The sequence below is a fragment of the Klebsiella electrica genome, from assembly GCF_006711645.1.
GTDB lineage: Bacteria > Pseudomonadota > Gammaproteobacteria > Enterobacterales > Enterobacteriaceae > Klebsiella > Klebsiella electrica.
On sequence record NZ_CP041247.1, the window covers coordinates 4,498,035 to 4,520,231 of the forward strand.

Sequence of the window (22,197 nt, forward strand, 5' to 3'; positions counted from 1 at the left end):
ATCGATCCCAGCGCGCTCTTTTTTTGTTAAAGTCACGGAAAATCCCCTGCAAGGACCGGATATGCTGATTCTTATTTCACCTGCCAAAACACTCGACTACCAAAGTCCGCTGGCCACAGCACGCTACAGCCAGCCTGAACTGCTGGAATATTCCCAGGAGCTGATCGGCGTCGCGCGTCGGCTCTCAGCGCCGCAGATCGGCAAATTGATGAGCATCAGCGATAAGCTGGCAGACCTGAACGCCACCCGCTTTCATGACTGGCACCCGGACTTCACGCCGCAAAATGCGCGCCAGGCCATTCTGGCGTTTAAAGGCGACGTTTATACCGGACTGCAGGCGGAAACCCTCAGCGAAGACGATTTCGATTTTGCCCAGCAGCATTTGCGTATGCTTTCCGGCCTCTACGGCGTGCTGCGTCCGCTGGATCTGATGCAACCCTATCGTCTGGAAATGGGCATTAAGCTGGAGAATAGCAAAGGCAAAGATCTCTACCAGTTCTGGGGAGAGGTGATTACCGATAAACTGAACCAGGCGCTGAAGGCTCAGGGAGACGATATCGTGATTAACCTGGCTTCTGATGAATACTTCCGCTCGGTGAAGACAAAACAGTTACAAGGTAAAATCATTAAGCCCGTGTTCCTCGATGAGAAAAACGGCCAGTTTAAAGTGATCAGTTTCTATGCCAAAAAGGCGCGCGGGTTAATGAGCCGTTATATCATTGAGAACCGTTTAACCCGGCCTGAACAGCTAACCCGCTTCAACAGCGAAGGCTATTTCTTCGACGCCGAAGCCTCCGACAAGAAAGATGAGATGGTCTTTAAACGCCACGAACGCTAATCCCCTTCCCGGCCGCCCTCACGGCGACCGGGACGGAAGACTTAGTGATGGCGCCAGTCACGATCCGGGCCACGATCGCGGTCATCATGATGATCATGGCGATGCTCGTCATGCGCGCGCCAGTGGTTATCGCGCCAGTCGTAATGACGACCCCACCATTCGTGGTCGCGCCAGCGGCCGCCGTCCCAGTAGTTACCGTAATTGTCGCGATCGCCAATTTGCAGTTTGACTGCCGGCACCAGCGTGATCTCCGATGCGTGAACCACAGCGGGAGCCACCAGCGACATCGAAAGCGCAAGGATCACAGACTTCAGCGTTGACATCGGTTTCCCCTTCATTAACAGTCCCCGCATGGGGGCGATAATCAAAGATTACCCCTGAGCGACAGCGCGGGTTATTCTCCGCAATCCTAATCTCTGATGCCTGGCATTTATTGGTCATTCACCCATTTTCCCTGCTTTTTTTCTGCATAGTTTCTCCATTTTCACCAATAAAAAAGCCGGGCGCAAAGGCCCGGCCTGAGAACATCATACGGCGATAAAAGGCCCTTATGCTTTGCCCATCATCAGTTGGCGCAGCGCGGCGAAATCCGCCGGCAGATTATGCGACAGCAGCGGCAGGTCGGCGCGATCGGCCAGCTCTTTCGGCAGCGGCAGCGTCTGCTGGAGGATCTCTTCTACGCTCTCCTTGAACTTCGCCGGGTGCGCGGTACCGAGGAACAGACCGTATTCGCCCGGCTGCAGCTGGTCGCGCAGCGCGCGCCAGGCGATAGCCGCATGCGGCTCTGAGGTGTAGCCAATGGCTTTCAGCTCACGCATCGCCTGTTTGGTGGTTTCATCGTCGACGGCCGCATAGCCCAGCTCGTTCAGGCGCCAGACTTTGCGACGGAACAGCTCTTCCACGCGCGGCCAGTTGTTCGGCTGGCTGACGTCCATGGCGTTAGACAGCGTCGCCTGAGTCGCTTTCGGCGCCCAGTTGCCGTCCTGCAGGAAGCGCGGCACGGTGTCATTGGCGTTGGTGGCGGCAATAAAGCGCTTAATCGGCAGACCTAAAGACTTCGCCAGCAGACCAGCGGTCAGATCGCCAAAGTTACCGCTCGGCACGGAAATGACCAGCTGGTTGCGGGCTTCCTGCGGCAGTTGGGCCACCGCTTCGAAGTAGTAGCAAATCTGCGCCAGCAGACGGCTGATATTGATGGAGTTCGCGGAGTTCAGGCCCAGAGCGACCTTCAGCTCTTCATCGTCAAAGGCCTGTTTCACCAGCGCCTGGCAGGCATCGAAATCGCCATCTATCGCCACGGTTTCAATGTTGCCGCCCAGGGTGCAGAACAGTTTTTCCTGCAGCGGGCTGATCTTGCCGCGCGGATACAGAATAACGACTTTGACATTCGGCAGGCCGTAAAACGCATGTGCAACCGCCGCGCCGGTATCACCGGAGGTAGCGGTCAGAATCGTCACCGGTTTATCGCCGGCAATGTGGGTCAGCATCTGCGCCATAAAGCGACCGCCGAAATCCTTAAACGCCAGCGTCGGGCCGTGGAACAGCTCCAGACAGCCGACATCATCCTGCACCTTACTGACCGGAGCCGGGAAGGTGAAAGCGGCGGCGATACGCTCTTTGAGGATCTCCTGCGGGATCTCGTCGCCAATAAAAGCCGACAGAATTCTGGCGCTGCGGGAGGCCAAATCCATCTCCAGCATGTCGTCAATTTCAGTCAGGCTAAATTCCGGCAGATCGTGCGGAAAGAACAGCCCCTGTTGCTTGCCAAGCCCCTGCGTAACGGCCTGCGCAAAGCTGACCTGTTCGTTATGATCTTTTAAATTATAGAGTTTCATTGGTTATCCCACTACTCGTGCGCCCGCCGTATCCAGCCGGCAAATATGAACGAAGCCTTCCTGATTCTGCAGATAATGCGTGCCCAGCCAGTCCGCAACGCGCTGCGCGGTTTCCGGCTTATCGCACAGGGCAAACAGCGTCGGGCCGGAGCCAGAGATACCGCACGCCTGCGCACCGATCTCCATCGTCGCCTGACGCGCTTCACTGAAGCCCGGCAGCAGTTTAGTGCGATACGGTTCGGCAATCACATCTTTCATCAATTTCGCTGCCAGCTGCGGCTGGCGGGTGTAGCAGGCATGAATAAAGCCCGCCAGGTGACGACCGTGAGCGATACAGTCCTGGCGGCGATACTGCGCCGGGAGGATGGCACGTGCTTCCGCCGTCGACACTTTAATGCCCGGATAAGCCAGCACCCACAGCCATTCGTCAAACCCCGGTACCTGCTGGCTGATAATGCCATTCTCTTCAATCATCAGCTGCATGCCGCCCAGGTAACAAGGCGCGACGTTGTCATAGTGGATACTGCCGGAAATACGCCCTTCCATCTCCCCCATCAGCGCCAGCATACGCGTCTCATTCAGAGGCTTACCGCAGAATTCATTCATCGCCACCAGCGCGGCGACGACAGAGCAGGCGCTGGAGCCGAGGCCAGAACCAATCGGCATGTTTTTTTCCAGCACCATCGACACCGGAACTTTTTTGCCGATCTCCTGGCAAAAACGCTCCCAGCACTGGTAAACAATGTTCTCCTGCGGCGCAGAGGGCAGCTTGCTGGCAAAGCGGCCGACGTTTTGCAGGCTGAAGCTGTCCGCCGCCGCAACCGAAACGTTGTCTCCCAGCAAAGTGCCATCAACCGGCGTCACCGCCGCGCCCAGCACATCAAACCCGACGCTCATATTGGCACTGGAAGCCGGGGCATATACTTTGACCATCTTAAACTCCTAACTTCCATGACAGGGTGCGCAACAGGTCAGCAAACACACCGGCCGCCGTGACGTCGTTACCTGCACCATAGCCGCGCAGCACCAGCGGCAGCGGCTGATAATAATGGCTGTAAAAGGCCAGGGCGTTTTCGCCATTTTTCACTTTGAACAGCGGATCGTTACCGTCAACAGCGGAAATTTTCACGCGACAGGTCCCATCCTCTTCGATGTTACCGACGTAACGCAAGACTTTACCTTCATCACGCGCCTGAGCAACCCGGGAAGCAAACTCGTCATCCAGCGAAGGCAAGCGCGCCATAAAGCTCTCAACGTCGCCGCTGGCATCAAATTGTGCAGGCAATACCGGTTCGACGACAATATCGGACAGCTCCAGCTCACGGCCGGTTTCACGGGCCAGAATCAGCAGCTTACGCGCAACATCGACGCCAGAAAGATCGTCGCGCGGATCCGGTTCGGTATACCCCATCTCGCGCGCCAGGGTTGTTGCTTCGGAGAGATTCATGCCCTCATCCAGCTTACCGAAAATAAACGACAGAGAGCCAGAAAGAATACCGGAGAAGTGCAGCAGCTCATCGCCGGCATTCAGCAGGTTTTGCAGGTTTTCAATCACCGGCAGACCGGCGCCAACGTTGGTGTCGTAGAGGAATTTGCGGCGCGAGCTGCTGGCGGCATGACGCAGCTGATGGTAGTAATCCAGCGAGGAGGTATTGGCCTTTTTGTTCGGCGTCACCACGTGGAAACCTTCGCGCAGGAAATCGGCGTACTGATCGGCGACCGCCTGACTGGAAGTACAGTCGACGATAACCGGGTTCAGCAGATGGTACTCTTTGACCAGGCGAATCAGGCGGCCCAGGTTCAGCGACTCTTTCGCTTCGGCCAGTTCCGCGCGCCAGTTTTCGAGATTCAGCCCGTGCACGTTAGTCAGCAGGGCCTGTGAATTCGCCACGCCGCAGACGCGCAGGTCGATATGTTTGTTCTTCAGCCAGCCCTGCTGACGCTTAATCTGTTCAATCAGCGCGCCGCCGACGCCGCCGACGCCGATAACAAAGACTTCAATCACCTGATCGGTGTTGAACAGCATCTGGTGGGTCACGCGCACCCCGGTGGTCGCATCATCATTGCTGACCACCACGGAAATAGAACGCTCGGAAGAGCCCTGGGCAATCGCCACAATATTGATATTCGCGCGAGCCAGCGCGGCGAAGAACTTCGCCGAGATCCCGCGCAGCGTGCGCATACCGTCGCCCACCACGGAGATAATCGCCAGACGATCCATGATCGACAGCGGCTCCAGCTGGCCCTCTTTCAGCTCCAGGTAGAACTCTTCTTCCATCACCCGTTTTGCGCGCGCGCAGTCGCTTTGCGGTACGCAGAAGCTGATGCTGTATTCAGAAGAGGACTGGGTGATCAGGACCACTGAAATCCCGGCGCGGGACATGGTGGCAAACACGCGGGCGGCCATACCGACCATGCCTTTCATCCCCGGACCAGAGACGTTAAACATCGCCATATTATTGAGGTTAGAAATGCCTTTGACCGGCAGACCATCTTCATCAAGGCTGGCGCCGATCAGCGTACCTGGTGCCTGCGGATTACCGGTATTTTTAATCAGGCAGGGAATCTGGAACTGAGCGATAGGGGCAATGGTGCGCGGATGCAGAACTTTAGCCCCGAAGTAGGAGAGCTCCATCGCTTCCTGATATGACATCGACTTCAGCAGACGCGCATCGGGAACCTGACGCGGGTCGCAGGTATATACCCCATCGACATCGGTCCAGATTTCACAACAGTCGGCGCGCAGGCAGGCGGCCAGCACGGCGGCAGAGTAGTCAGAGCCATTGCGCCCCAGCACCACCAGCTCCCCTTTTTCGTTACCGGCGGTAAACCCGGCCATCAGCACCATATGGTCGGCCGGAATCTGGCTGGCGGCAATGCGGCGGGTCGATTCAGCGATATCGACGGTGGATTCGAGATAATGGCCAACGGCCAGCAGTTTTTCGACGGGGTTAATCACACTAACTTTGTGGCCGCGAGCTTCCAGCAGGCCCGCCATCACGGCGATAGACAGCTTCTCGCCGCGGCAAATCAACGCGGCGTTGACGCTATCGGGGCACTGACCAAGCAGGCTGATACCATGCAGCACATGTTTAATCTGGGCAAACTCTTGCGCGACGAAGGCTTTCAGCCGCACCAGCGGGAACCCCGGTTGCGCGTCGGCGAGGCCCTGCAGCAGTTCAGCAAAAATGCGTTCAGCGTCGGAGATATTGGTGAGCGCGTCCTGGCCACCGATGGTTTTTTCAATCATCGCGACCAGATGGTTGGTAATTTTCGCCGGGGCAGACAGGACGGTTGCTACCTGCCCCTGCCTGGCATTGCTCTCCAGAATATCGGCAACCCGCAGAAAACGTTCTGCATTTGCCACTGATGTACCGCCGAACTTCAACACGCGCATGGTTGTTACCCCTAGATTTTTTGTCGAAAAAAAAGCCCGCACTGTTCAGGTGCGGGCTTTTTTCTGTCTTTCCTGTACGCGTCAGCCCGCACCGTTACCTGTGGTAATGGTGATGGTGATAATGGTTGTCATCATGCTGATGCGTTTCATGGATGTTGTGTACTCTGTAATTTTTATCTGTCTGTGTCCTGTGCCTATATTGGTTAAAGTATCTGCCGGTTTAAGTCAACGAATTTTTACATTTCACCCACTTCGCCGTATCGGGTCAATGCGCCACAATGATCTGACAATTCACCTGAATTTGCGATATGCAGCGCTTGATACTGGCAGATATAACCATATTTAAAACTTATAGCAGAACTTTAATCTGGCAGGTTTTTTTCAATATCGTGCAGCAACCGGTGCAACATTGCCGTGTCTCGCTGCTCTAAAAGCCCAATTCGCTGCTGGAGCCAGTCGGTCAGTTTGACGTCTTCAGACACGCCCAGGCGGGTCAATAAATCGAGCGTCCGCAGACGCAATGCCTGCAGCTGATTTTCATCGACGCTGGCAGAAACTGACGGCGTCTGCTGAACCAAAGCGCTCAATTGATAGCAGTAGACCATCACCGACTGCCCTAAGTTAAGCGAAGGATAGTCGGCCACCATCGGCACACCTGTCAGCACATCGGCAAGAGCCAGCTCTTCGTTAGTCAGCCCGGAATCTTCCCGCCCAAAGACCAGCGCCGCGTGGTTCATCCACGCGGCTTTCTCCGCCATCAGCGGCAGCAGTTGCTGCGGCGTGGCGTAGTAATGGAAACGCGCCCGGCTGCGGGCCGTTGTGGCGACGGTAAAGTCGACGTCATGCAGCGCCTGTTCCAGCGTTGGATAAGTGTTTATATTATCGAGAATATCTCCGGAACCATGCGCAACCCATCGCGCCGCAGGCTGAAGATGGGCATCGCTATCAACGATACGCAGATCGCGAAAACCCATGGTTTTCATCGCGCGTGCCGCCGCGCCAACGTTTTCTGCCCTCGCCGGGGCGACTAATACAATCGATACATGCATGGTGGCTCTCTTCTACTCTCTCACGCGGCGAAAATGAAACTATCCCCATTTTACGCGGCGAAAATTTACAAATCTGCAACAAAAATCACTAAAATTGCGCATTATTCCCCATAAAAAAGCCTAAACTGTTTCCAACGGACCATGGGGCGGAGTATGTTAACAGAACGCATTTATCCATATGTTTGCCAATGATATTTATCGAAACCGCGCTGAACGATCGTTGGATTCAACGTGTTTATCAATTTACCAGCGCAACCATTTGAGCGGTGTAAGATTTGTGACGATAAATAGCATTTCAATACAATGATTTCACAAGACTGTTAACGTGCTACAATTGAATTTGATATATGTCAACGAAGCGTAGTTTTATGGGGTGTTCAGCCTCTCTTAGCCTGTTATATTGCTGTTAAAATGGTTAGGATGACAGCCGTTTTTGACACCGTCGGGTCCAGAGGGAAAGTACCCACGACCAAGCTAATGATGTTGTTGACGTTGATGGAAAGTGCATCAAGAACGCAATTACGTACTTTAGTCATGTTACGCCGGACATGTTAATTTGCGACATGTACCAGGCAGGTCAGGGACTTTGGTACTTCCTGTTTCGATTTAGTTGGCAATTTAGGTAGCAAACATGCAGACCCCGCACATTCTTATCGTTGAAGACGAGTTGGTAACACGCAACACGTTAAAAAGTATTTTCGAAGCAGAAGGTTATGATGTGTTCGAAGCGACCGATGGCGCGGAAATGCATCAGATCCTGTCTGAAAATGATATCAACCTGGTGATCATGGATATCAACCTGCCAGGTAAAAATGGTCTTCTGTTAGCGCGTGAACTGCGCGAACAGGCTGACGTCGCGCTGATGTTCCTTACCGGCCGCGATAACGAAGTTGATAAGATTCTGGGCCTCGAAATCGGCGCTGATGACTATATCACTAAACCGTTTAACCCCCGTGAACTGACCATTCGCGCACGCAACCTCCTCTCCCGTACCATGAATCTGGGTACCATAAGCGAAGAGCGTCGCAGCGTAGAAAGCTATAAGTTCAACGGCTGGGAACTGGATATCAATAGCCGTTCGCTGGTCAGCCCAAACGGTGAGCAGTACAAGCTGCCGCGCAGTGAATTCCGCGCGATGCTGCACTTCTGCGAGAACCCGGGCAAGATCCAGTCACGTGCTGAACTGCTGAAGAAAATGACCGGCCGTGAGCTTAAGCCGCACGACCGTACCGTTGACGTGACCATCCGTCGCATTCGTAAGCATTTTGAGTCGACTCCGGATACACCGGAAATCATCGCCACGATTCACGGCGAAGGTTATCGCTTCTGCGGCGACCTGCAGGAATAACAGTCGTTTTCCTGCTCCCGCAACGTAAAAACGGCGCTTAATGCGCCGTTTTTTTATGTGCAAATCAGATGCCACGAGGCGCCGCGTTATTTATTCCACGGCATGATTGGCACGGCGCTGAGCGCATTCTTCGGTGAACCGTCGACGACTTTATCCGAATAGCTCAGATAGATCAGCGCATTACGTTTGCTATCGTAAAAACGGACCACCTGCAGCTTTTTAAACACCAGCGAGGTACGTTTCTGGAAAACCACGTCGCCCTGTGACTTACCGTTTTTGATTTTATCGTTCAGTTCGATAGGCCCCACCTGCTGGCAAGAAATCGCCGCATCTGACGTATCTTCCGCCAGGCCCAGACCGCCCTTAATCCCACCGGTTTTCGCCCGGCTGATATAGCACGTCACGTTCTGAACATCCGGATCGTCAAAGGCCTCAACGACGATTTTATGATCCGGGCCAAAGAATTTGAATACGGTATCTACGGAACCAATTTGTTCCGCCTGCGCAACCTGACATCCCGCCAGTAAAAGCAGCCCCGCAACTAACCTCTTGTATTTCATATTATTACCATTTTATTAAAATTTAGCTAAGTGATGATTCCAGACTCAGCGGAAAAAGGTTTATAGATCACCGCGTTACCAAAACAGCTAAAACGCCTGCTGACAAATCGCATTTACAGGCAAAAAAAACACTGAATGCTAAAACATCAAAAAATGCTATTATCCGCTACCTTAGTAAGCAGGCACCTGAGTTTAAGGATGAGGACATTTTATGGATCAAGCAGGGATTATTCGCGATCTCCTTAGCTGGCTGGAAGGTCACCTGGATCAACCGCTCTCACTAGATAATGTGGCAGCCAAGGCGGGTTATTCCAAGTGGCATTTGCAAAGAATGTTTAAAGACGTAACCGGCCAAGCCATCGGTGCCTATATTCGCGCTCGCCGTTTATCAAAATCAGCGGTCGCCCTGCGCCTGACCGCCCGCCCGATTCTCGACATCGCGCTCCAGTATCGTTTTGACTCGCAGCAGACCTTCACCCGCGCGTTTAAAAAGCAGTTTTCGTTAACGCCGGCGCTGTATCGCCGCTCTCCTGACTGGAGCTCTTACGGGATGCGTCCCCCGCTGCGCCTCGGCGAATTCACGATGCCGCAGTATGAGTTCGTCACCCTGAGCAATACCCAACTGATCGGCATCACCCAAAGCTACACCTGTAAGCTGGAGGAAATCTCCGACTTTCGTAACCAGATGCGCGTTCAGTTCTGGCGTGATTTCCTCGGCAATTCGCCGTCGATTCCGCCCACGCTGTACGGTCTGCACGAACCGCGTCCAAGCCTCGAGAAAGATGACGAGCAAGAGGTCTTCTACACCACTGCGCTGACGCCGGAGATGGCTAACGGCCACCTGCACAACTCCCAGCCGATCACTCTGGAAGGTGGCGAGTACGTGATGTTCGCTTATGAAGGCTTAGCAAGCGGGCTGCAGGAGTTTATCCTGACGGTGTATGGCACCTGCATGCCAATGCTGAACCTGACCCGCCGCAAAGGTCTGGATATCGAACGCTTCTTCCCTGAGGATAATAGCCGGGATCAAGCCACGCCGATTCAGCTGCGTTGCGAATACCTGATCCCGATTCGTCGTTAACGCTGCAGTTCATCCAGAGCGGGGGCGTCAAGATGCGACACATCTCCCGCGGTTTCCACCACCCAGCCCGATGCCAGCCACAGACTCTGCTGATAATCAACGCGTGAAATCGAGCAGTTACGCAGACGCAGGCGGCGTTCCGCATGTGCCGGCAGCCCCAGAATCGTACTGACCAGACAGCCCAGCGCAATACCGTGGCTCACCAGCAGCGGCCGGCTTCCGGCAGGCAGTTCCAGGCAGGACGCCAGCGCCGCGTGCATACGCTCGCTCAGCTCCAGCATCGATTCTCCCTGCGGGATACGGCCATCCGGGGTGCCATCAACCAACCGACGACGCCACTCTTCTTCCTCCTCGCTCAGCGAGTCGATATGGCGTTTCTCAAGAATCCCCATATCCAGCTCACGCAGCCGTGAATCAAGGATGACATCGCAGGCGCAGGCTTCCGCGATAATCTCTGCCGTCCGGCGCGTACGCCCCAAATCGCTGGCAATGATATGCGTAATGCCCAGCGTTCTGGCGCGTTCGCCGACCTGCCAGGCCTGGAGCTCGCCGTGAGGCGTTAACGGGCTGTCTGACTGGCCCTGAATGCGCCGCTCGGCGTTCCACTGCGTTTCGCCATGGCGAACAAGGTGTACCTGTAACATGCTATTTTTCCGTTCTGTGCTCTTCACAATTTCGGCTGCCGGCGTCGCGCGCGGCAACGAAAACGATTTGGAGTATACTGCGATGACGTAAATTTATTCTGAGTTGTTTGATTATGCACCATGTTGTCTCAGCTACCACTAATCCCGCCAAAATTCAGGCAATTCTACAGGCTTTTAACGAGATCTTCGGCGAAGGATCCTGCCACATTGAGTCCGTCGCCGTCGAGAGTGGTGTGCCGGAACAGCCGTTTGGTAACGAGGAAACGCGCGCTGGCGCACGAAACAGGGTCGCCAATGCGCGCGCCGTGCAGCCAAATGCCGACTTCTGGGTCGCCATTGAGGCCGGGATCGACGACGACAGCACCTTTAGCTGGATAGTGATTGAGGATCGTCATCAGCGCGGCGAAGCGCGCTCGGCGACGCTGCCGCTACCGGCGGTGATTCTGGAAAAAGTACGTGCCGGCGAAGCATTAGGGCCGGTGATGTCGCAGCATACCGGCATTGATGAAATTGGTCGTAAAGAAGGGGCTATCGGCGTCTTTACCGCCGGGAAGCTCACGCGCAGCAGCGTCTACCACCAGGCGGTGGTACTGGCATTAAGCCCGTTCCATAACCTTATTTACCGTTAAGCAACGCCTGTTCCAGCCACTGTCGCAGCTCGGGCGGCGCGGATTTCAGACTGTTAGAGCCACGGGTAATGGTGGCAATCCCGGCGCCGAGTTCACTTTTCAGCTCGCGCTGGCTCATCTCGCCACGCAGCAACTCTTCAATGATCCGCACGCGCGTGCCCAGCGCCTCGCGCTCGTCTGGCGTCAGCATTAATTGCAGCAATGGCAGATGCAGATCGTCGGCGTACGCCTGCTGGAGTAACGCCACAAAGCGAAGCCATTCCTGATGACGCTGTTCGGCTACAGCCGCTGAATAAGGGGATTGTTGGGTCATGTTACGCCGCCATGTTGCGACAGGCGACCAGGGCCGCCTGTCTGATGTACTCATTAACGAGTACAAAGCATAACATACTCCGGGCAATACTCTATGGATTTCGCGCAACAGCGCAGTGGCTGGCCCGTTTTGTCACGCGTAATCCGCCGGAGATTAGTACCGCTGCTGCCACTCCGCATCGCTGAGCATTGCTGCTTTCTGCCCCATAAAGTAACGATAATAGGCATCGTAGGAGAGCACGTTCTTCACGTAACCCCGCGTTTCCGAGAACGGAATACTCTCGATAAACGCCACCGCATCAATTCGCCCTGCGCTATTGCCCTGCCAGGTTCGAACCCGCCCAGGGCCTGCATTGTAGGCCGCGGAAGCATAGATGCGGTTATTGCCAAACTGCTGATAAACATACTGCAGATAGCTGGTGCCGATATTGATATTGGTCTCGGGATCCAGCAGCTGCGACGGACTGCTGTAGCCTGGGATACTGAACATACTCACCGTATGGGTCGCCGTCCCCGGCATGATTTGCATCAGGCCGCTGGCGCCAACCGGAGAGCGAACTTTCGGGTTCCATGCGCTCTCCTGGCGAGCAATCGCCATCGCATAGCTCTGCGGGATAGCTTTACCGCTGATATAGCGCGCGAAGAGATCGTTGTAGGCCAGCGGGAAACGTTCCTCCAGCTGGTCCCACAGCTTCCCGGCGATGGTCGCCTGGACGCTGAGATCCCACCAGTGCTGGTTGAATGCATAGCGCGCCAGCTGCGCCTGCTGATCTTTCGTCCGGCTGGTCACCAGATTTGCCCATTCGCTGCGAGCGGTATTGTCCATATTCCAGTACATCAGCTCGCGTACCCGGGCCATTTCCGGCCCGGAGGTCAGCGCAGGATCGAGATTCGCTGGCGCCTTATCGATCCGGAAGGTGAAATCCTCTCCCAGACGCTGGGCGGCAATCATCGGGTAGAAACCACGCTGCTGCATCAACGAACGGAGAATCGCTTTCGCTTCGTCATCGCGCCCGCGCTCCAGCAGCAGATCCGCCTGCCAGTAGCGCCACTCATCTTTCTCTTTCGCTTCCATCGGCAGACGGGCCAGCCAGGTATTCAGCCCGTGGCGATCCCCCGCTCCCAGCGCCATCCGCACCCGGCGCTCCACTAACGCGGTGGATTGCGAACGCATAATCGCGTCATCGCGCCAGATAGCCTGCTCTTCGGTCACATCGTTGCCCATCAGGCGCCAGGCAACAATATCCCGCAACTCCTGGGTTTGGTCTTCATTGAGCTTCTGCGCCTGCACCAGCGACGGAATCATCAGCCGGGCGTTTTCGACATCCTGGCGCGCCACGCTGGCGAAGGCCACCGCCGCCATCTGGCGGGTAAAATCCGTCGCGCCGGTGGTGCGGGCAAAGGTCATGACGGTGTTCGGATCGTTAGCCAGCGCCACAACCGCTGACGAAATCGTCTGATATTCAGGCGGCATCTGCTGGGCCAGCACGTTGACCAACGCGGTGTTGCCCGCCTTCATGGCCAGGCGAATACGCTCAAGCCAGGCCAGCGGATCCTGCTTACCGGAATCGCGCCAGGCGCTAAACAGCGCGTCACAGGCATTTGGCTGGCTCTTGCCGGTCAGCCACAGCGTTTTCGCGCCGTCCCAGGCCTCCTGCGCCTGGCCCACGCTCAGCTTCGCGTAGTAGTAATTACATTGCGCTTCGGTGGTGGCGGGTTTTTCCGGGCTGAACGCCAGCAGTCCGCTCCAGTCGGTACGGCGCGCCAGCTCATTAACAAAGCGCGATTTCAGGGTACGCGCCGGCGGCAGCGTCGGATTCGCTTCAATGAAGTTTTTCACCACCAGCGCCGGCTGGTTCATCAGATCGTCAGTGATCTGCCGGTACTGCAGATAGGGGTACAGCGGATAGGTGGTCAGCGTAGGCATGAGCTGTTCGACAACGGACATCTGCCGGCTATCCCATGCCTGCTTAATTTGAGCGTAGCGACTGCGCTGTTCATCCAGTGAATCCGCATGCGCCAGCTGGCTGAGCGTCAGCAAACTCGCGCTGGCCGCCAGAAGACGCCATGCCATCGTTTTGGCTTTTTCCACAAGCTCTTCCTCTGTTAAAAGTACATCTCACTACATCTGAGCAGCATCATGCCGCTTTTTAAATGTCCCGGTGTCGCTATAGATATGCTAACCAGACAACGCCAAACGTGCCACGTCCTGGACATTTTTTTACTCTTCTGTGAATCCCATCGCCTCGCTGGGCTTAACGCGTGAAAAAGGCTACACTTCGCCTTTGAAAACTATTCATCAAAATAAAAGAGGCGAAGTCCACCGTGGCTCAATTCGTTTATACCATGCATCGTGTCGGCAAAGTGGTTCCGCCGAAACGTCATATTTTGAAAAATATCTCCCTGAGCTTCTTCCCTGGCGCGAAGATCGGCGTTCTCGGTCTGAACGGCGCCGGTAAATCTACCCTGTTACGTATTATGGCCGGCATTGATACCGACATCGAAGGTGAAGCCCGCCCGCAGCCTGGCCTGAAAATTGGCTATCTGCCGCAGGAGCCGCAGCTGAACCCGGAGCAGACCGTACGTGAGTCGGTAGAAGAAGCGGTAGCCGAAGTGGTTAACGCGCTGAAAGGCCTGGATGAGGTGTATGCCAAATACGCTGAGCCAGATGCCGACTTCGATAAACTCGCGGCGCAGCAGGGCAAGTTCGAAGAGATCATTCAGGCTCACGACGGCCATAACCTGAACGTGCAGCTGGAACGTGCGGCCGATGCCCTGCGTCTGCCGGACTGGGAGGTGAAAATCGCCAACCTGTCCGGGGGGGAACGCCGCCGCGTGGCGCTGTGCCGCCTGCTGCTGGAAAAACCAGACATGCTGCTGCTCGACGAACCGACCAACCACCTGGATGCTGAATCCGTGGCCTGGCTGGAGCGCTTCCTGCATGACTTCGAAGGGACCGTGGTGGCGATTACCCACGACCGTTACTTCCTTGATAACGTGGCCGGCTGGATCCTCGAACTGGACCGCGGCGAAGGGATTCCGTGGGAAGGCAACTACTCCTCCTGGCTGGAGCAGAAAGATCAGCGTCTGGCGCAGGAAGCCTCTCAGGAAGCGGCGCGCCGTAAATCCATTGAGAAAGAGCTGGAGTGGGTACGTCAGGGCGCGAAAGGCCGTCAGTCGAAGGGCAAAGCCCGTCTGGCGCGCTTTGAAGAGCTTAACAACGTCGAATACCAGAAGCGTAACGAAACCAACGAACTGTTTATTCCGCCTGGAGCCCGTCTGGGAGATAAAGTTGTTGAAGTCAGCAACCTGCGTAAGTCTTACGGCGACCGCGTACTGATTGACGATCTGACCTTCTCGGTACCGAAAGGGGCCATCGTCGGGATTATCGGCCCTAACGGCGCCGGTAAATCGACCCTGTTCCGCATGATGTCCGGTCAGGAACAGCCAGATGCCGGTTCCATCACCCTGGGTGAAACCGTGAAGCTGGCTTCCGTCGATCAGTTCCGCGACGCGATGGATAACAGCAAAACCGTCTGGGAAGAAGTCTCCGGCGGGCTGGATATCATGAAGATCGGCAACACCGAAATGCCTAGCCGCGCCTACGTCGGTCGCTTTAACTTTAAAGGCGTCGACCAGGGTAAACGCGTGGGCGAACTCTCCGGCGGTGAACGCGGTCGTCTGCACCTCGCGAAGCTGCTGCAGGTTGGCGGTAACGTGCTGCTGCTCGATGAACCAACCAACGACCTGGATATCGAAACCCTGCGCGCGTTAGAAAACGCCCTGCTGGAGTTCCCGGGCTGCGCGATGGTTATCTCGCACGACCGTTGGTTCCTCGACCGTATCGCGACCCATATTCTGGATTACCAGGATGAAGGTAAAGTCGAATTCTTCGAAGGTAACTTCACCGAGTACGAAGAGTACAAGAAACGCACCCTCGGCGCCGATGCGCTGGAGCCAAAACGTATCAAGTACAAGCGTATTGCGAAGTAATCCATCGCCACCTCCCAGGAGGTGGTTTCGGGATGACGAAAAACGGATGGCCCAGGCCATCCGTTTTTTTATGCTAAGCGCCAGAACGCCCCTGAATGTGCTTAGCCCGGTTCACCCATCAGCTGTTTGACCAGCTCAACGCAGCGCAGGAAGCGCATGTCGTAATCCGACTCTTTCACATGCACAAAATCAATCTCATTGGCTTTGAGCAGCGACACCAGCAGCGTCTGGAACTCCTTGCGATCCACCGAGCTCCCGAGACTCCGTAAGCCATCGGCGACCCACGGGGTATTGTTCTCCAGCAGAATCACCAGGTCAAAACGGTACTCGTCGATCAGCGCCTGAACAAAGGGATGTTCGCGCCCTTCATACTTCAGGCAAAATGCCTGGGTGCTGACGAAATCGGTGTCGATAAACGCCACCTTATTGGCATATTTAACCGCGAAATCAATATACTGCGCGTGGCCCAGTGCAATTTTGTCATAATCGGAATACTGCAGCGCCATCTCATCGCCGCCGAGGTGCGAGAAGACGTAATCACGACCATACTCCCAGGCGCTGGTGGTGTTAAAGATGTTCGCGAGCTTATTGACCAGCGTCGATTTCCCGCTCGATTCGCCGCCCAGAATGGCCACCGTACGTACGAAAAACGGTTTCACTTCCGTCGGGATGTACTCCCAGTAGCGGAACGGGTTTTCACGAATCTGCCCACCGCTGATGCTCATAAAGGTCCGTTTCGGATCGATAAGCACGGTTTCGATCCCCAGATGCTGCAGATATTGCTGCGCATCGGCCTCTTCCGAGGTGTAGATCCAGTTCGGCTGAATCCCTTTATCGCTCATAAATGCGCGGATCCCGCGGCTCCACACGTCCCAGCCGTGGGGATAAGGTTCCATCCCCTCTTCATTAAACGCATGAATGCGGATGTTTTTCTGATATTTGAAGGTTTGTAGCAGCCAGCGCAGGCGATCTGGCACCGTCGGCTGCTGCGACATCGCGCTGTCTTCAAACAGCTGGCGATCCCGGGGATCGTCATAGCCCATAATGATATGCAGCTCGTCCACCTGGCTACAGGCGCGCTGAATCAAATAGATATGCCCGGTATGCAGCGGATAAAACTTACCAAATACCACGCCGACGCTCTTTTGCCGACGCGGGAATTCCAGGCCAAGAAAACGGTGCAGGGCTTCCAGCTTCTGCGCGCTTGGGCTTTTGATTTTGGCATTCAGCAGCTGGCTCAAATAGCCTTTGGTCATTCCGCTGGCTTCCGCGACCTGTTGCAGCGTACAGCCCTTTTGCTTAATCGCGGTTTTGAGATAGTCGAAAGATGACACGAGAGCCTCCTGCTTTAGCAAAACTGAAGAAATACCCTGTTGGTTGCGGGCGGCAGACGGCGATAAACCGGGACAATTCAGCCGTTCATACGGCCCTACGCCGCCAGCCCTCTGCCGCCGGACAGGCGGCGGGTATTTAATTATAAGTCGTCAAACACGCTTAGCGCGTCGGAAAGCTTTTTCACACCAAAGATTTGCATCCCTTCCGGTGCTTTTTTCGGCACGTTGGCCGCCGGGACGATGGCGCGACGAAAACCATGTTTCGCCGCCTCGGAAATGCGCTCCTGGCCGCTGGGCACCGGACGGATTTCGCCGGACAGCCCCACTTCACCAAATACCACCAGATCGTGCGGCAGCGGACGATCGCGCAGGCTGGAAACCATCGCCAGCAGCAGCGCCAGGTCGGCGCTGGTTTCCGCCACCTTCACCCCGCCCACGACGTTAACAAAGACATCCTGATCGGCCATCTGCAGGCCGCCGTGACGATGCAGCACCGCCAGCAGAATCGCCAGACGGTTCTGCTCCAGCCCGACCGCAACGCGACGCGGGTTAGACATCATGGAATGATCGACCAGCGCCTGAATCTCCACCAGCAGAGGACGGGTGCCTTCCCAGACCACCATCACCGAGCTGCCGGAAGTCACTTCATCGCCGCGGCTGAGAAAAATCGCCGAAGGGTTGCTGATTTCACGCAGCCCCTGCTCGGTCATCGCGAATACCCCCAGCTCATTCACCGCGCCAAAGCGGTTTTTATGGCTGCGCAGGGTCCGAAAGCGAGAATCGGCGTCGCCATCCAGCAGCACCGAACAGTCGATACAGTGCTCCAGCACCTTCGGTCCGGCCAGCGAGCCATCTTTGGTCACATGGCCGACCATAATGATCGCCACGTCGCGCGTTTTGGCAAAGCGCGTCAGATAAGCCGCCGTTTCGCGTACCTGAGCGACGCTGCCCGGCGACGACTGCACATCGGCCATATGCATCACCTGGATCGAGTCGATAACCATCAGCTGCGGTTTTTCGTCATCGGCTATCTGGCAAATTTGCTCAATGCTGGTTTCGGAGAGCATATTGAGGTTAGCGGTCGGCAGCCCCAGGCGGTGCGCGCGCATCGCCACCTGCTGCAACGACTCTTCCCCGGTAACGTACAGCGTTTTCATGTTTTCCGACAGTCGGCACAGCGTCTGCAGCAGCAGCGTCGATTTACCTGCCCCCGGACTGCCGCCAATCAGAATGGCGCTGCCCGGCACCACGCCACCGCCGAGCACGCGGTCAAACTCTTTAAAACCGGTGGAGAAACGCGGTAGCGCCTCAAGGCTGATCTCCGACAGTTTTTGCACCTTCGACGCGCCGGCATTCCCGGCGTAGCCCGTCAGACGCTCGTTTCTCGCCACCTGCGGCGAAGCGGCAATACGCACCTCGGTGATGGTATTCCAGGCATGACAGGCGCTGCACTGCCCCTGCCAGCGCGGGTAATCCGCACCACATTCATTACAGACAAATGCGCGTTTTGGAGCTTTCGCCACGTGTTACCTCTTACTTTTGATTCATGCTGCCGGAGAGAATACAGAAGACCCCCATCAGGTCAGCGTGACGGATGGTGACTTCCGCCTGCTCATTCACTTTTGGCTTAGCATGATACGCGATCCCCAGTCCCGCCGCTTTGATCATCGGTAGATCGTTGGCGCCATCGCCGATTGCCACGGTCTGTGCCGGCGGGATTGCATATTTTTCCGCCAGTTTTCTCAGCGTGGCGGCTTTATATTTGGCATCGACAATATCGCCGATGACGTTCCCGGTCAGCTTGCCGTCCATAATCTCCAGCTCATTGGCGACCACGGCGTCAAGATGCAGCTTGTCGCGCAGGTATTCGGCGAAGAAGGTAAACCCGCCGGAGGCAATCGCGACTTTCCAGCCCAGCGTCTCCAGCTTCAGCACCAGCTGCGCCAGCCCCGGCATCAGCGGCAGCGATTCACGCACCTGCAGCAGAATACTGGCATCGGCATCTTTCAACGTCGCCACCCGCTGACGCAGGCTGGCGGTGAAATCCAGCTCGCCGCGCATCGCGCGTTCAGTCACTTCCGACACCATTTCGCCGGTGCCGGCCAGTTTGGCGATTTCGTCAATGCACTCGATTTGAATCGCCGTAGAATCCATATCCATCACCAGCAGCCCGGGCGTGCGCAGATGCGGAATTTTCCCCAGCGGAGCGACATCCAGCCCCGCTTCGTGCGCCAGTCGGGTTGCCCGCAGCGTCAGAGAGCCCGCCAGACGAATAACCTGATAATCTTCGACAACCCAGGCGGCAACGATAACCAGCGCCGCCCCCAGCTCACGCTGCCAGTCCGTCAGCCGGCGTTTATCAAGGCCGCGCCCGTAGAGCAGCCAGCCGCTGCGTCCGGCATGATAATCCAGCGGCATGACCTCATCACCGCTCAACGAAAGCGGTAATCCAGGCCACAGGGAAACATCTTCGGGCAGATCGCACCAGGTCAAACTGTTTGGCATTACGGCTCCACATTTCTTTATTCAGGCCAGGAAAATAACGCATGAGGCTACCTTGTAACCAGCGCTTCTGGCAACATTAAGCTGTAAATATTAAAGGTGGAATATGGTACGCGCAAAACTGAAATTCCGACTGCATCGCGCCGTCATTGTTCTTATCTGCCTCGCGCTTCTCGTTGCCCTGATGCAGGGAGCGTCGTGGTTCAGCCAGAACAGCCAAAAGCAACGTAATCCGCAGTTAGAAGAACTGGCTCGCACCCTTGCGCAGCAGGTTACGCTGAATCTGGCGCCAATGATGCGCAGCGAGACGCCCGATGAAAAACGGATCGGTGAGCTGCTGGAGCGGCTCACCCGCCAGAGCCGGGTCCTCGATGCCGGAGTCTATGACGACCAGGGCGATCTGGTCGCCCGCTCGGGCGAAGGGGTCAATGTGCGCGACAGGCTGGCGCTGGACGGCAAAAAAGCGGGCGGCTACTTCAATCAGCAAATCGTGGAGCCGATTCAGGGTAAAAACGGGCCGCTTGGCTACCTGCGCCTGACGCTGGATACCCATACGTTAGCCACCGAGGCGCAACAGGTGGATAATACCACCAATATTTTACGTCTAATGCTGCTGCTGTCGCTGGCTATCGGCGTAGTGCTGACCCGCACGCTGCTGCAGGGCAAGCGCACCCGCTGGCAGCAATCGCCCTTCCTGCTCACCGCCAATAAGCCGGTGCAGGACGAAGATAAAGATGAATCAGAATAAGGAAATCGCTGATGTCGACGCTACGCCTGCTGCTCTCAGACTCCACGGACCCGTGGTTCAACCTCGCGGTTGAAGAGTGTATTTTCCGCCAGATGCCCGCCACCCAGCGCGTGCTGTTCCTGTGGCGCAATGCCGACACGGTGGTCATTGGCCGGGCGCAAAACCCGTGGAAAGAGTGCAACACCCGCCGGATGGAAGAGGATAACGTCCGCCTGGCCCGCCGCAGCAGCGGCGGCGGCGCGGTATTTCACGACCTCGGGAACACCTGTTTTACCTTCATGGCGGGGAAACCCGAGTACGATAAGACCGTCTCCACGCGGATTGTGCTGGCGGCGCTGGCGGCGCTGGGCGTCACCGCGGAAGCATCCGGGCGCAATGACCTGGTCGTTAACACTGCCGAAGGCGATCGTAAAATCTCCGGTTCGGCCTATCGCGAAACCCTTGACCGCGGTTTTCACCACGGCACGCTGCTGTTGAATGCCGATTTAAGTCGTCTGGCAAACTATCTCAATCCGGATAAAAAGAAGCTGCAGGCGAAAGGCATCACCTCGGTACGCGGCCGTGTGGCCAACCTGGTTGAGCTGCTGCCGGGTATTACGCACCAGCAGGTCTGCTCAGCGATTGAAGAAGCCTTTTTCGCCTACTACGGCGAGCGCGTCGCCGCGGAAGTGATTTCACCCGATAAGACGCCGGATCTGCCGAACTTTGCCGAAACCTTCGCCCGCCAGAGCAGCTGGGCATGGAATTTTGGTCAGGCGCCGGCCTTCTCCCACCTGCTGGATGAGCGCTTTGTCTGGGGCGGCGTGGAGCTGCACTTCGACGTTGAGAAAGGGCATATCACCCGTACGCAGGTCTTTACCGATAGCCTGAATCCGGCACCGCTGGAGGCGCTGGCTACGCGATTGCAGGGCTGCCCGTATCGGGCTGACATGCTGCAGCAGATCTGTGAAGGATTATTAGTCGATTTCCCGGAGCAGGAGAGAGAGCTGCGGGAGCTGTCGGCGTGGATTGCCGGCGCGGTGCGCTGATGAAAAAAGCCGGATGGCGGCTACGCCTTATCCGGCCTACAAATTCTGCCCCGCTCAGCACGTGAATGTGTACAGATTCCGCTCAGTTTAGTAGGCCCGGTAAGCGCAGCGCCACCGGGCAATGCAACGTTTACGCTTTATCGCCCAGCAGAACGGATTCCAGCGCGATTTTGATCATATCGTTGAACGTCGTCTGACGCTCAGCCGCAGTCGTCTGCTCATGCGTACGAATATGATCGGATACGGTGCAAATAGTCAGCGCTTTCGCCCCGAACTCCGCCGCTACGCCATAGATACCGGCGGCTTCCATTTCCACGCCCAGGATGCCGTATTTTTCCATCACGTCGAACATGGACGGATCCGGCGTATAGAACAGGTCTGCGGAGAAGATGTTACCAACGCGGGCATCAACGCCCAGCGCTTTCGCGGCATCCACCGCGTTACGCACCATATCGAAGTCAGCGATCGCAGCAAAATCGTGATCTTTAAAACGCAGACGGTTGACTTTGGAGTCGGTGCACGCGCCCATGCCAATCACCACATCACGCAGTTTCACATCCGCACGTACCGCACCGCAGGAACCCACGCGGATAATCTTCTTCACACCGAAATCGGTGATCAGCTCTTTGGTGTAGATGGAGCAGGACGGGATACCCATGCCGTGACCCATGACGGAGATCTGGCGGCCTTTATAGGTGCCGGTAAAGCCCAGCATACCGCGCACGTTGTTCACTTCGCGCACGTCTTCAAGGAAAGTTTCCGCGATGTGCTTCGCGCGCAGCGGGTCGCCCGGCATCAACACGACGTCAGCGAAATCACCCATTTCTGCATTAATATGAGGAGTTGCCATCTTCAGTTCCTTTTCATTTGAATTTTTTTTGCCCGGTGGCGCGCAGCGA

General features: G+C 56.2%; 22 protein-coding genes and 1 other annotated feature. Of the genes, 7 read left to right on the forward strand and 15 right to left on the reverse strand.

Going from position 1 to position 22,197, the window contains the following annotated elements:
• The first annotated feature begins 61 nt into the window (after positions 1-61).
• Positions 62-838: a peroxide stress protein YaaA gene (gene yaaA / locus Electrica_RS21450; protein ID WP_141965346.1), complete on the forward strand. Its 777-nt coding sequence runs from the start codon at positions 62-64 to the stop codon at positions 836-838.
• A 41-nt stretch (positions 839-879) separates the two neighbouring features.
• On the opposite strand, the gene Electrica_RS21455 is transcribed toward yaaA, so the two are convergent.
• The 7 genes from Electrica_RS21455 to yjjY all read right to left on the reverse strand — a co-directional run bounded on the left by Electrica_RS21455 (position 880) and on the right by yjjY (position 7,655).
• A complete protein-coding gene (locus tag Electrica_RS21455) occupies positions 880-1,161 on the reverse strand; it encodes a DUF2502 domain-containing protein (RefSeq protein ID WP_100682627.1) in 282 nt (93 codons plus the stop codon).
• A 225-nt stretch (positions 1,162-1,386) separates the two neighbouring features.
• The gene (gene thrC, locus Electrica_RS21460) at positions 1,387-2,673 is read right to left on the reverse strand and encodes a threonine synthase (protein WP_100682628.1); all 1,287 of its coding nucleotides are present in this window, start codon (positions 2,671-2,673) and stop codon (positions 1,387-1,389) included.
• Positions 2,674-2,676: 3 nt separating this feature from the next.
• On the reverse strand, positions 2,677-3,606 hold the full coding sequence (gene thrB, locus Electrica_RS21465; RefSeq protein ID WP_131049531.1) for a homoserine kinase: 930 nt from the start codon (positions 3,604-3,606) through the stop codon (positions 2,677-2,679).
• A gap of 1 nt (position 3,607) precedes the next feature.
• Positions 3,608-6,070 carry a bifunctional aspartate kinase/homoserine dehydrogenase I gene (thrA, locus tag Electrica_RS21470; protein WP_141965347.1) on the reverse strand — a complete coding sequence of 821 codons (2,463 nt, stop codon included), beginning with the start codon at positions 6,068-6,070 and terminating at the stop codon, positions 3,608-3,610.
• 25 nt (positions 6,071-6,095) lie between these two features.
• Positions 6,096-6,213, reverse strand: a sequence feature (Thr leader region).
• On the reverse strand, positions 6,152-6,220 hold the full coding sequence (gene thrL / locus Electrica_RS21475) for a thr operon leader peptide (protein ID WP_071824685.1): 69 nt from the start codon (positions 6,218-6,220) through the stop codon (positions 6,152-6,154). (Overlaps the previous feature by 62 nt.)
• A gap of 212 nt (positions 6,221-6,432) precedes the next feature.
• On the reverse strand, positions 6,433-7,119 hold the full coding sequence (locus Electrica_RS21480) for a tRNA/rRNA methyltransferase (protein ID WP_141965348.1): 687 nt from the start codon (positions 7,117-7,119) through the stop codon (positions 6,433-6,435).
• 395 nt (positions 7,120-7,514) lie between these two features.
• Entirely contained in the window at positions 7,515-7,655 is a 141-nt protein-coding gene (gene yjjY / locus Electrica_RS21485; RefSeq protein WP_049268126.1) for a YjjY family protein, read from the reverse strand.
• Between the two features lie 95 nt (positions 7,656-7,750).
• Between yjjY and arcA the strand changes: the two genes are divergently transcribed.
• On the forward strand, positions 7,751-8,467 hold the full coding sequence (gene arcA, locus Electrica_RS21490; RefSeq protein ID WP_100682632.1) for a two-component system response regulator ArcA: 717 nt from the start codon (positions 7,751-7,753) through the stop codon (positions 8,465-8,467).
• An 86-nt stretch (positions 8,468-8,553) separates the two neighbouring features.
• Here arcA and creA read toward each other — a convergent pair whose 3' ends face one another.
• The gene (gene creA / locus Electrica_RS21495) at positions 8,554-9,027 is read right to left on the reverse strand and encodes a protein CreA (RefSeq protein WP_004857687.1); all 474 of its coding nucleotides are present in this window, start codon (positions 9,025-9,027) and stop codon (positions 8,554-8,556) included.
• Between the two features lie 211 nt (positions 9,028-9,238).
• On the opposite strand from creA, the gene robA reads away from it, so the two are divergent.
• On the forward strand, positions 9,239-10,108 hold the full coding sequence (gene robA / locus Electrica_RS21500; RefSeq protein ID WP_131049528.1) for an MDR efflux pump AcrAB transcriptional activator RobA: 870 nt from the start codon (positions 9,239-9,241) through the stop codon (positions 10,106-10,108).
• Here robA and gpmB read toward each other — a convergent pair.
• Complete coding sequence (gpmB, locus tag Electrica_RS21505) at positions 10,105-10,752, reverse strand: 2,3-diphosphoglycerate-dependent phosphoglycerate mutase GpmB (RefSeq protein WP_141965349.1); 648 nt, start codon at positions 10,750-10,752, stop codon at positions 10,105-10,107. The genes robA and gpmB overlap by 4 nt on opposite strands.
• Before the next feature lie 113 nt (positions 10,753-10,865).
• Between gpmB and yjjX the strand changes: the two genes are divergently transcribed.
• The gene (gene yjjX / locus Electrica_RS21510; protein WP_131049527.1) at positions 10,866-11,381 is read left to right on the forward strand and encodes an inosine/xanthosine triphosphatase; all 516 of its coding nucleotides are present in this window, start codon (positions 10,866-10,868) and stop codon (positions 11,379-11,381) included.
• On the opposite strand, the gene trpR is transcribed toward yjjX, so the two are convergent.
• The gene (trpR, locus tag Electrica_RS21515; RefSeq protein ID WP_015585187.1) at positions 11,368-11,694 is read right to left on the reverse strand and encodes a trp operon repressor; all 327 of its coding nucleotides are present in this window, start codon (positions 11,692-11,694) and stop codon (positions 11,368-11,370) included. The genes yjjX and trpR overlap by 14 nt on opposite strands.
• Before the next feature lie 153 nt (positions 11,695-11,847).
• A complete protein-coding gene (sltY, locus tag Electrica_RS21520) occupies positions 11,848-13,785 on the reverse strand; it encodes a murein transglycosylase (protein WP_141965350.1) in 1,938 nt (645 codons plus the stop codon).
• Positions 13,786-14,018: 233 nt separating this feature from the next.
• On the opposite strand from sltY, the gene ettA reads away from it, so the two are divergent.
• Complete coding sequence (gene ettA / locus Electrica_RS21525; protein ID WP_141965351.1) at positions 14,019-15,686, forward strand: energy-dependent translational throttle protein EttA; 1,668 nt, start codon at positions 14,019-14,021, stop codon at positions 15,684-15,686.
• Between the two features lie 101 nt (positions 15,687-15,787).
• Here ettA and nadR read toward each other — a convergent pair whose 3' ends face one another.
• The 3 genes from nadR to serB form a co-directional block, all read right to left on the reverse strand.
• Positions 15,788-17,020: a multifunctional transcriptional regulator/nicotinamide-nucleotide adenylyltransferase/ribosylnicotinamide kinase NadR gene (gene nadR, locus Electrica_RS21530; RefSeq protein ID WP_100682638.1), complete on the reverse strand. Its 1,233-nt coding sequence runs from the start codon at positions 17,018-17,020 to the stop codon at positions 15,788-15,790.
• 140 nt (positions 17,021-17,160) lie between these two features.
• Positions 17,161-18,543, reverse strand: coding sequence for a DNA repair protein RadA (gene radA, locus Electrica_RS21535; RefSeq protein ID WP_004857671.1), 1,383 nt, complete (start codon positions 18,541-18,543; stop codon positions 17,161-17,163).
• 10 nt (positions 18,544-18,553) lie between these two features.
• Complete coding sequence (gene serB, locus Electrica_RS21540; RefSeq protein ID WP_131049525.1) at positions 18,554-19,525, reverse strand: phosphoserine phosphatase; 972 nt, start codon at positions 19,523-19,525, stop codon at positions 18,554-18,556.
• A gap of 103 nt (positions 19,526-19,628) precedes the next feature.
• Between serB and Electrica_RS21545 the strand changes: the two genes are divergently transcribed.
• Positions 19,629-20,270 carry a YtjB family periplasmic protein gene (locus tag Electrica_RS21545; protein ID WP_131049524.1) on the forward strand — a complete coding sequence of 214 codons (642 nt, stop codon included), beginning with the start codon at positions 19,629-19,631 and terminating at the stop codon, positions 20,268-20,270.
• A gap of 11 nt (positions 20,271-20,281) precedes the next feature.
• Positions 20,282-21,298: a lipoate--protein ligase LplA gene (gene lplA, locus Electrica_RS21550; protein WP_141965352.1), complete on the forward strand. Its 1,017-nt coding sequence runs from the start codon at positions 20,282-20,284 to the stop codon at positions 21,296-21,298.
• Between the two features lie 130 nt (positions 21,299-21,428).
• Here the strand turns inward: lplA and deoD are convergent, their stop codons facing one another.
• Positions 21,429-22,148, reverse strand: coding sequence for a purine-nucleoside phosphorylase (gene deoD, locus Electrica_RS21555; RefSeq protein WP_100682665.1), 720 nt, complete (start codon positions 22,146-22,148; stop codon positions 21,429-21,431).
• Positions 22,149-22,197: the final 49 nt, after the last annotated feature.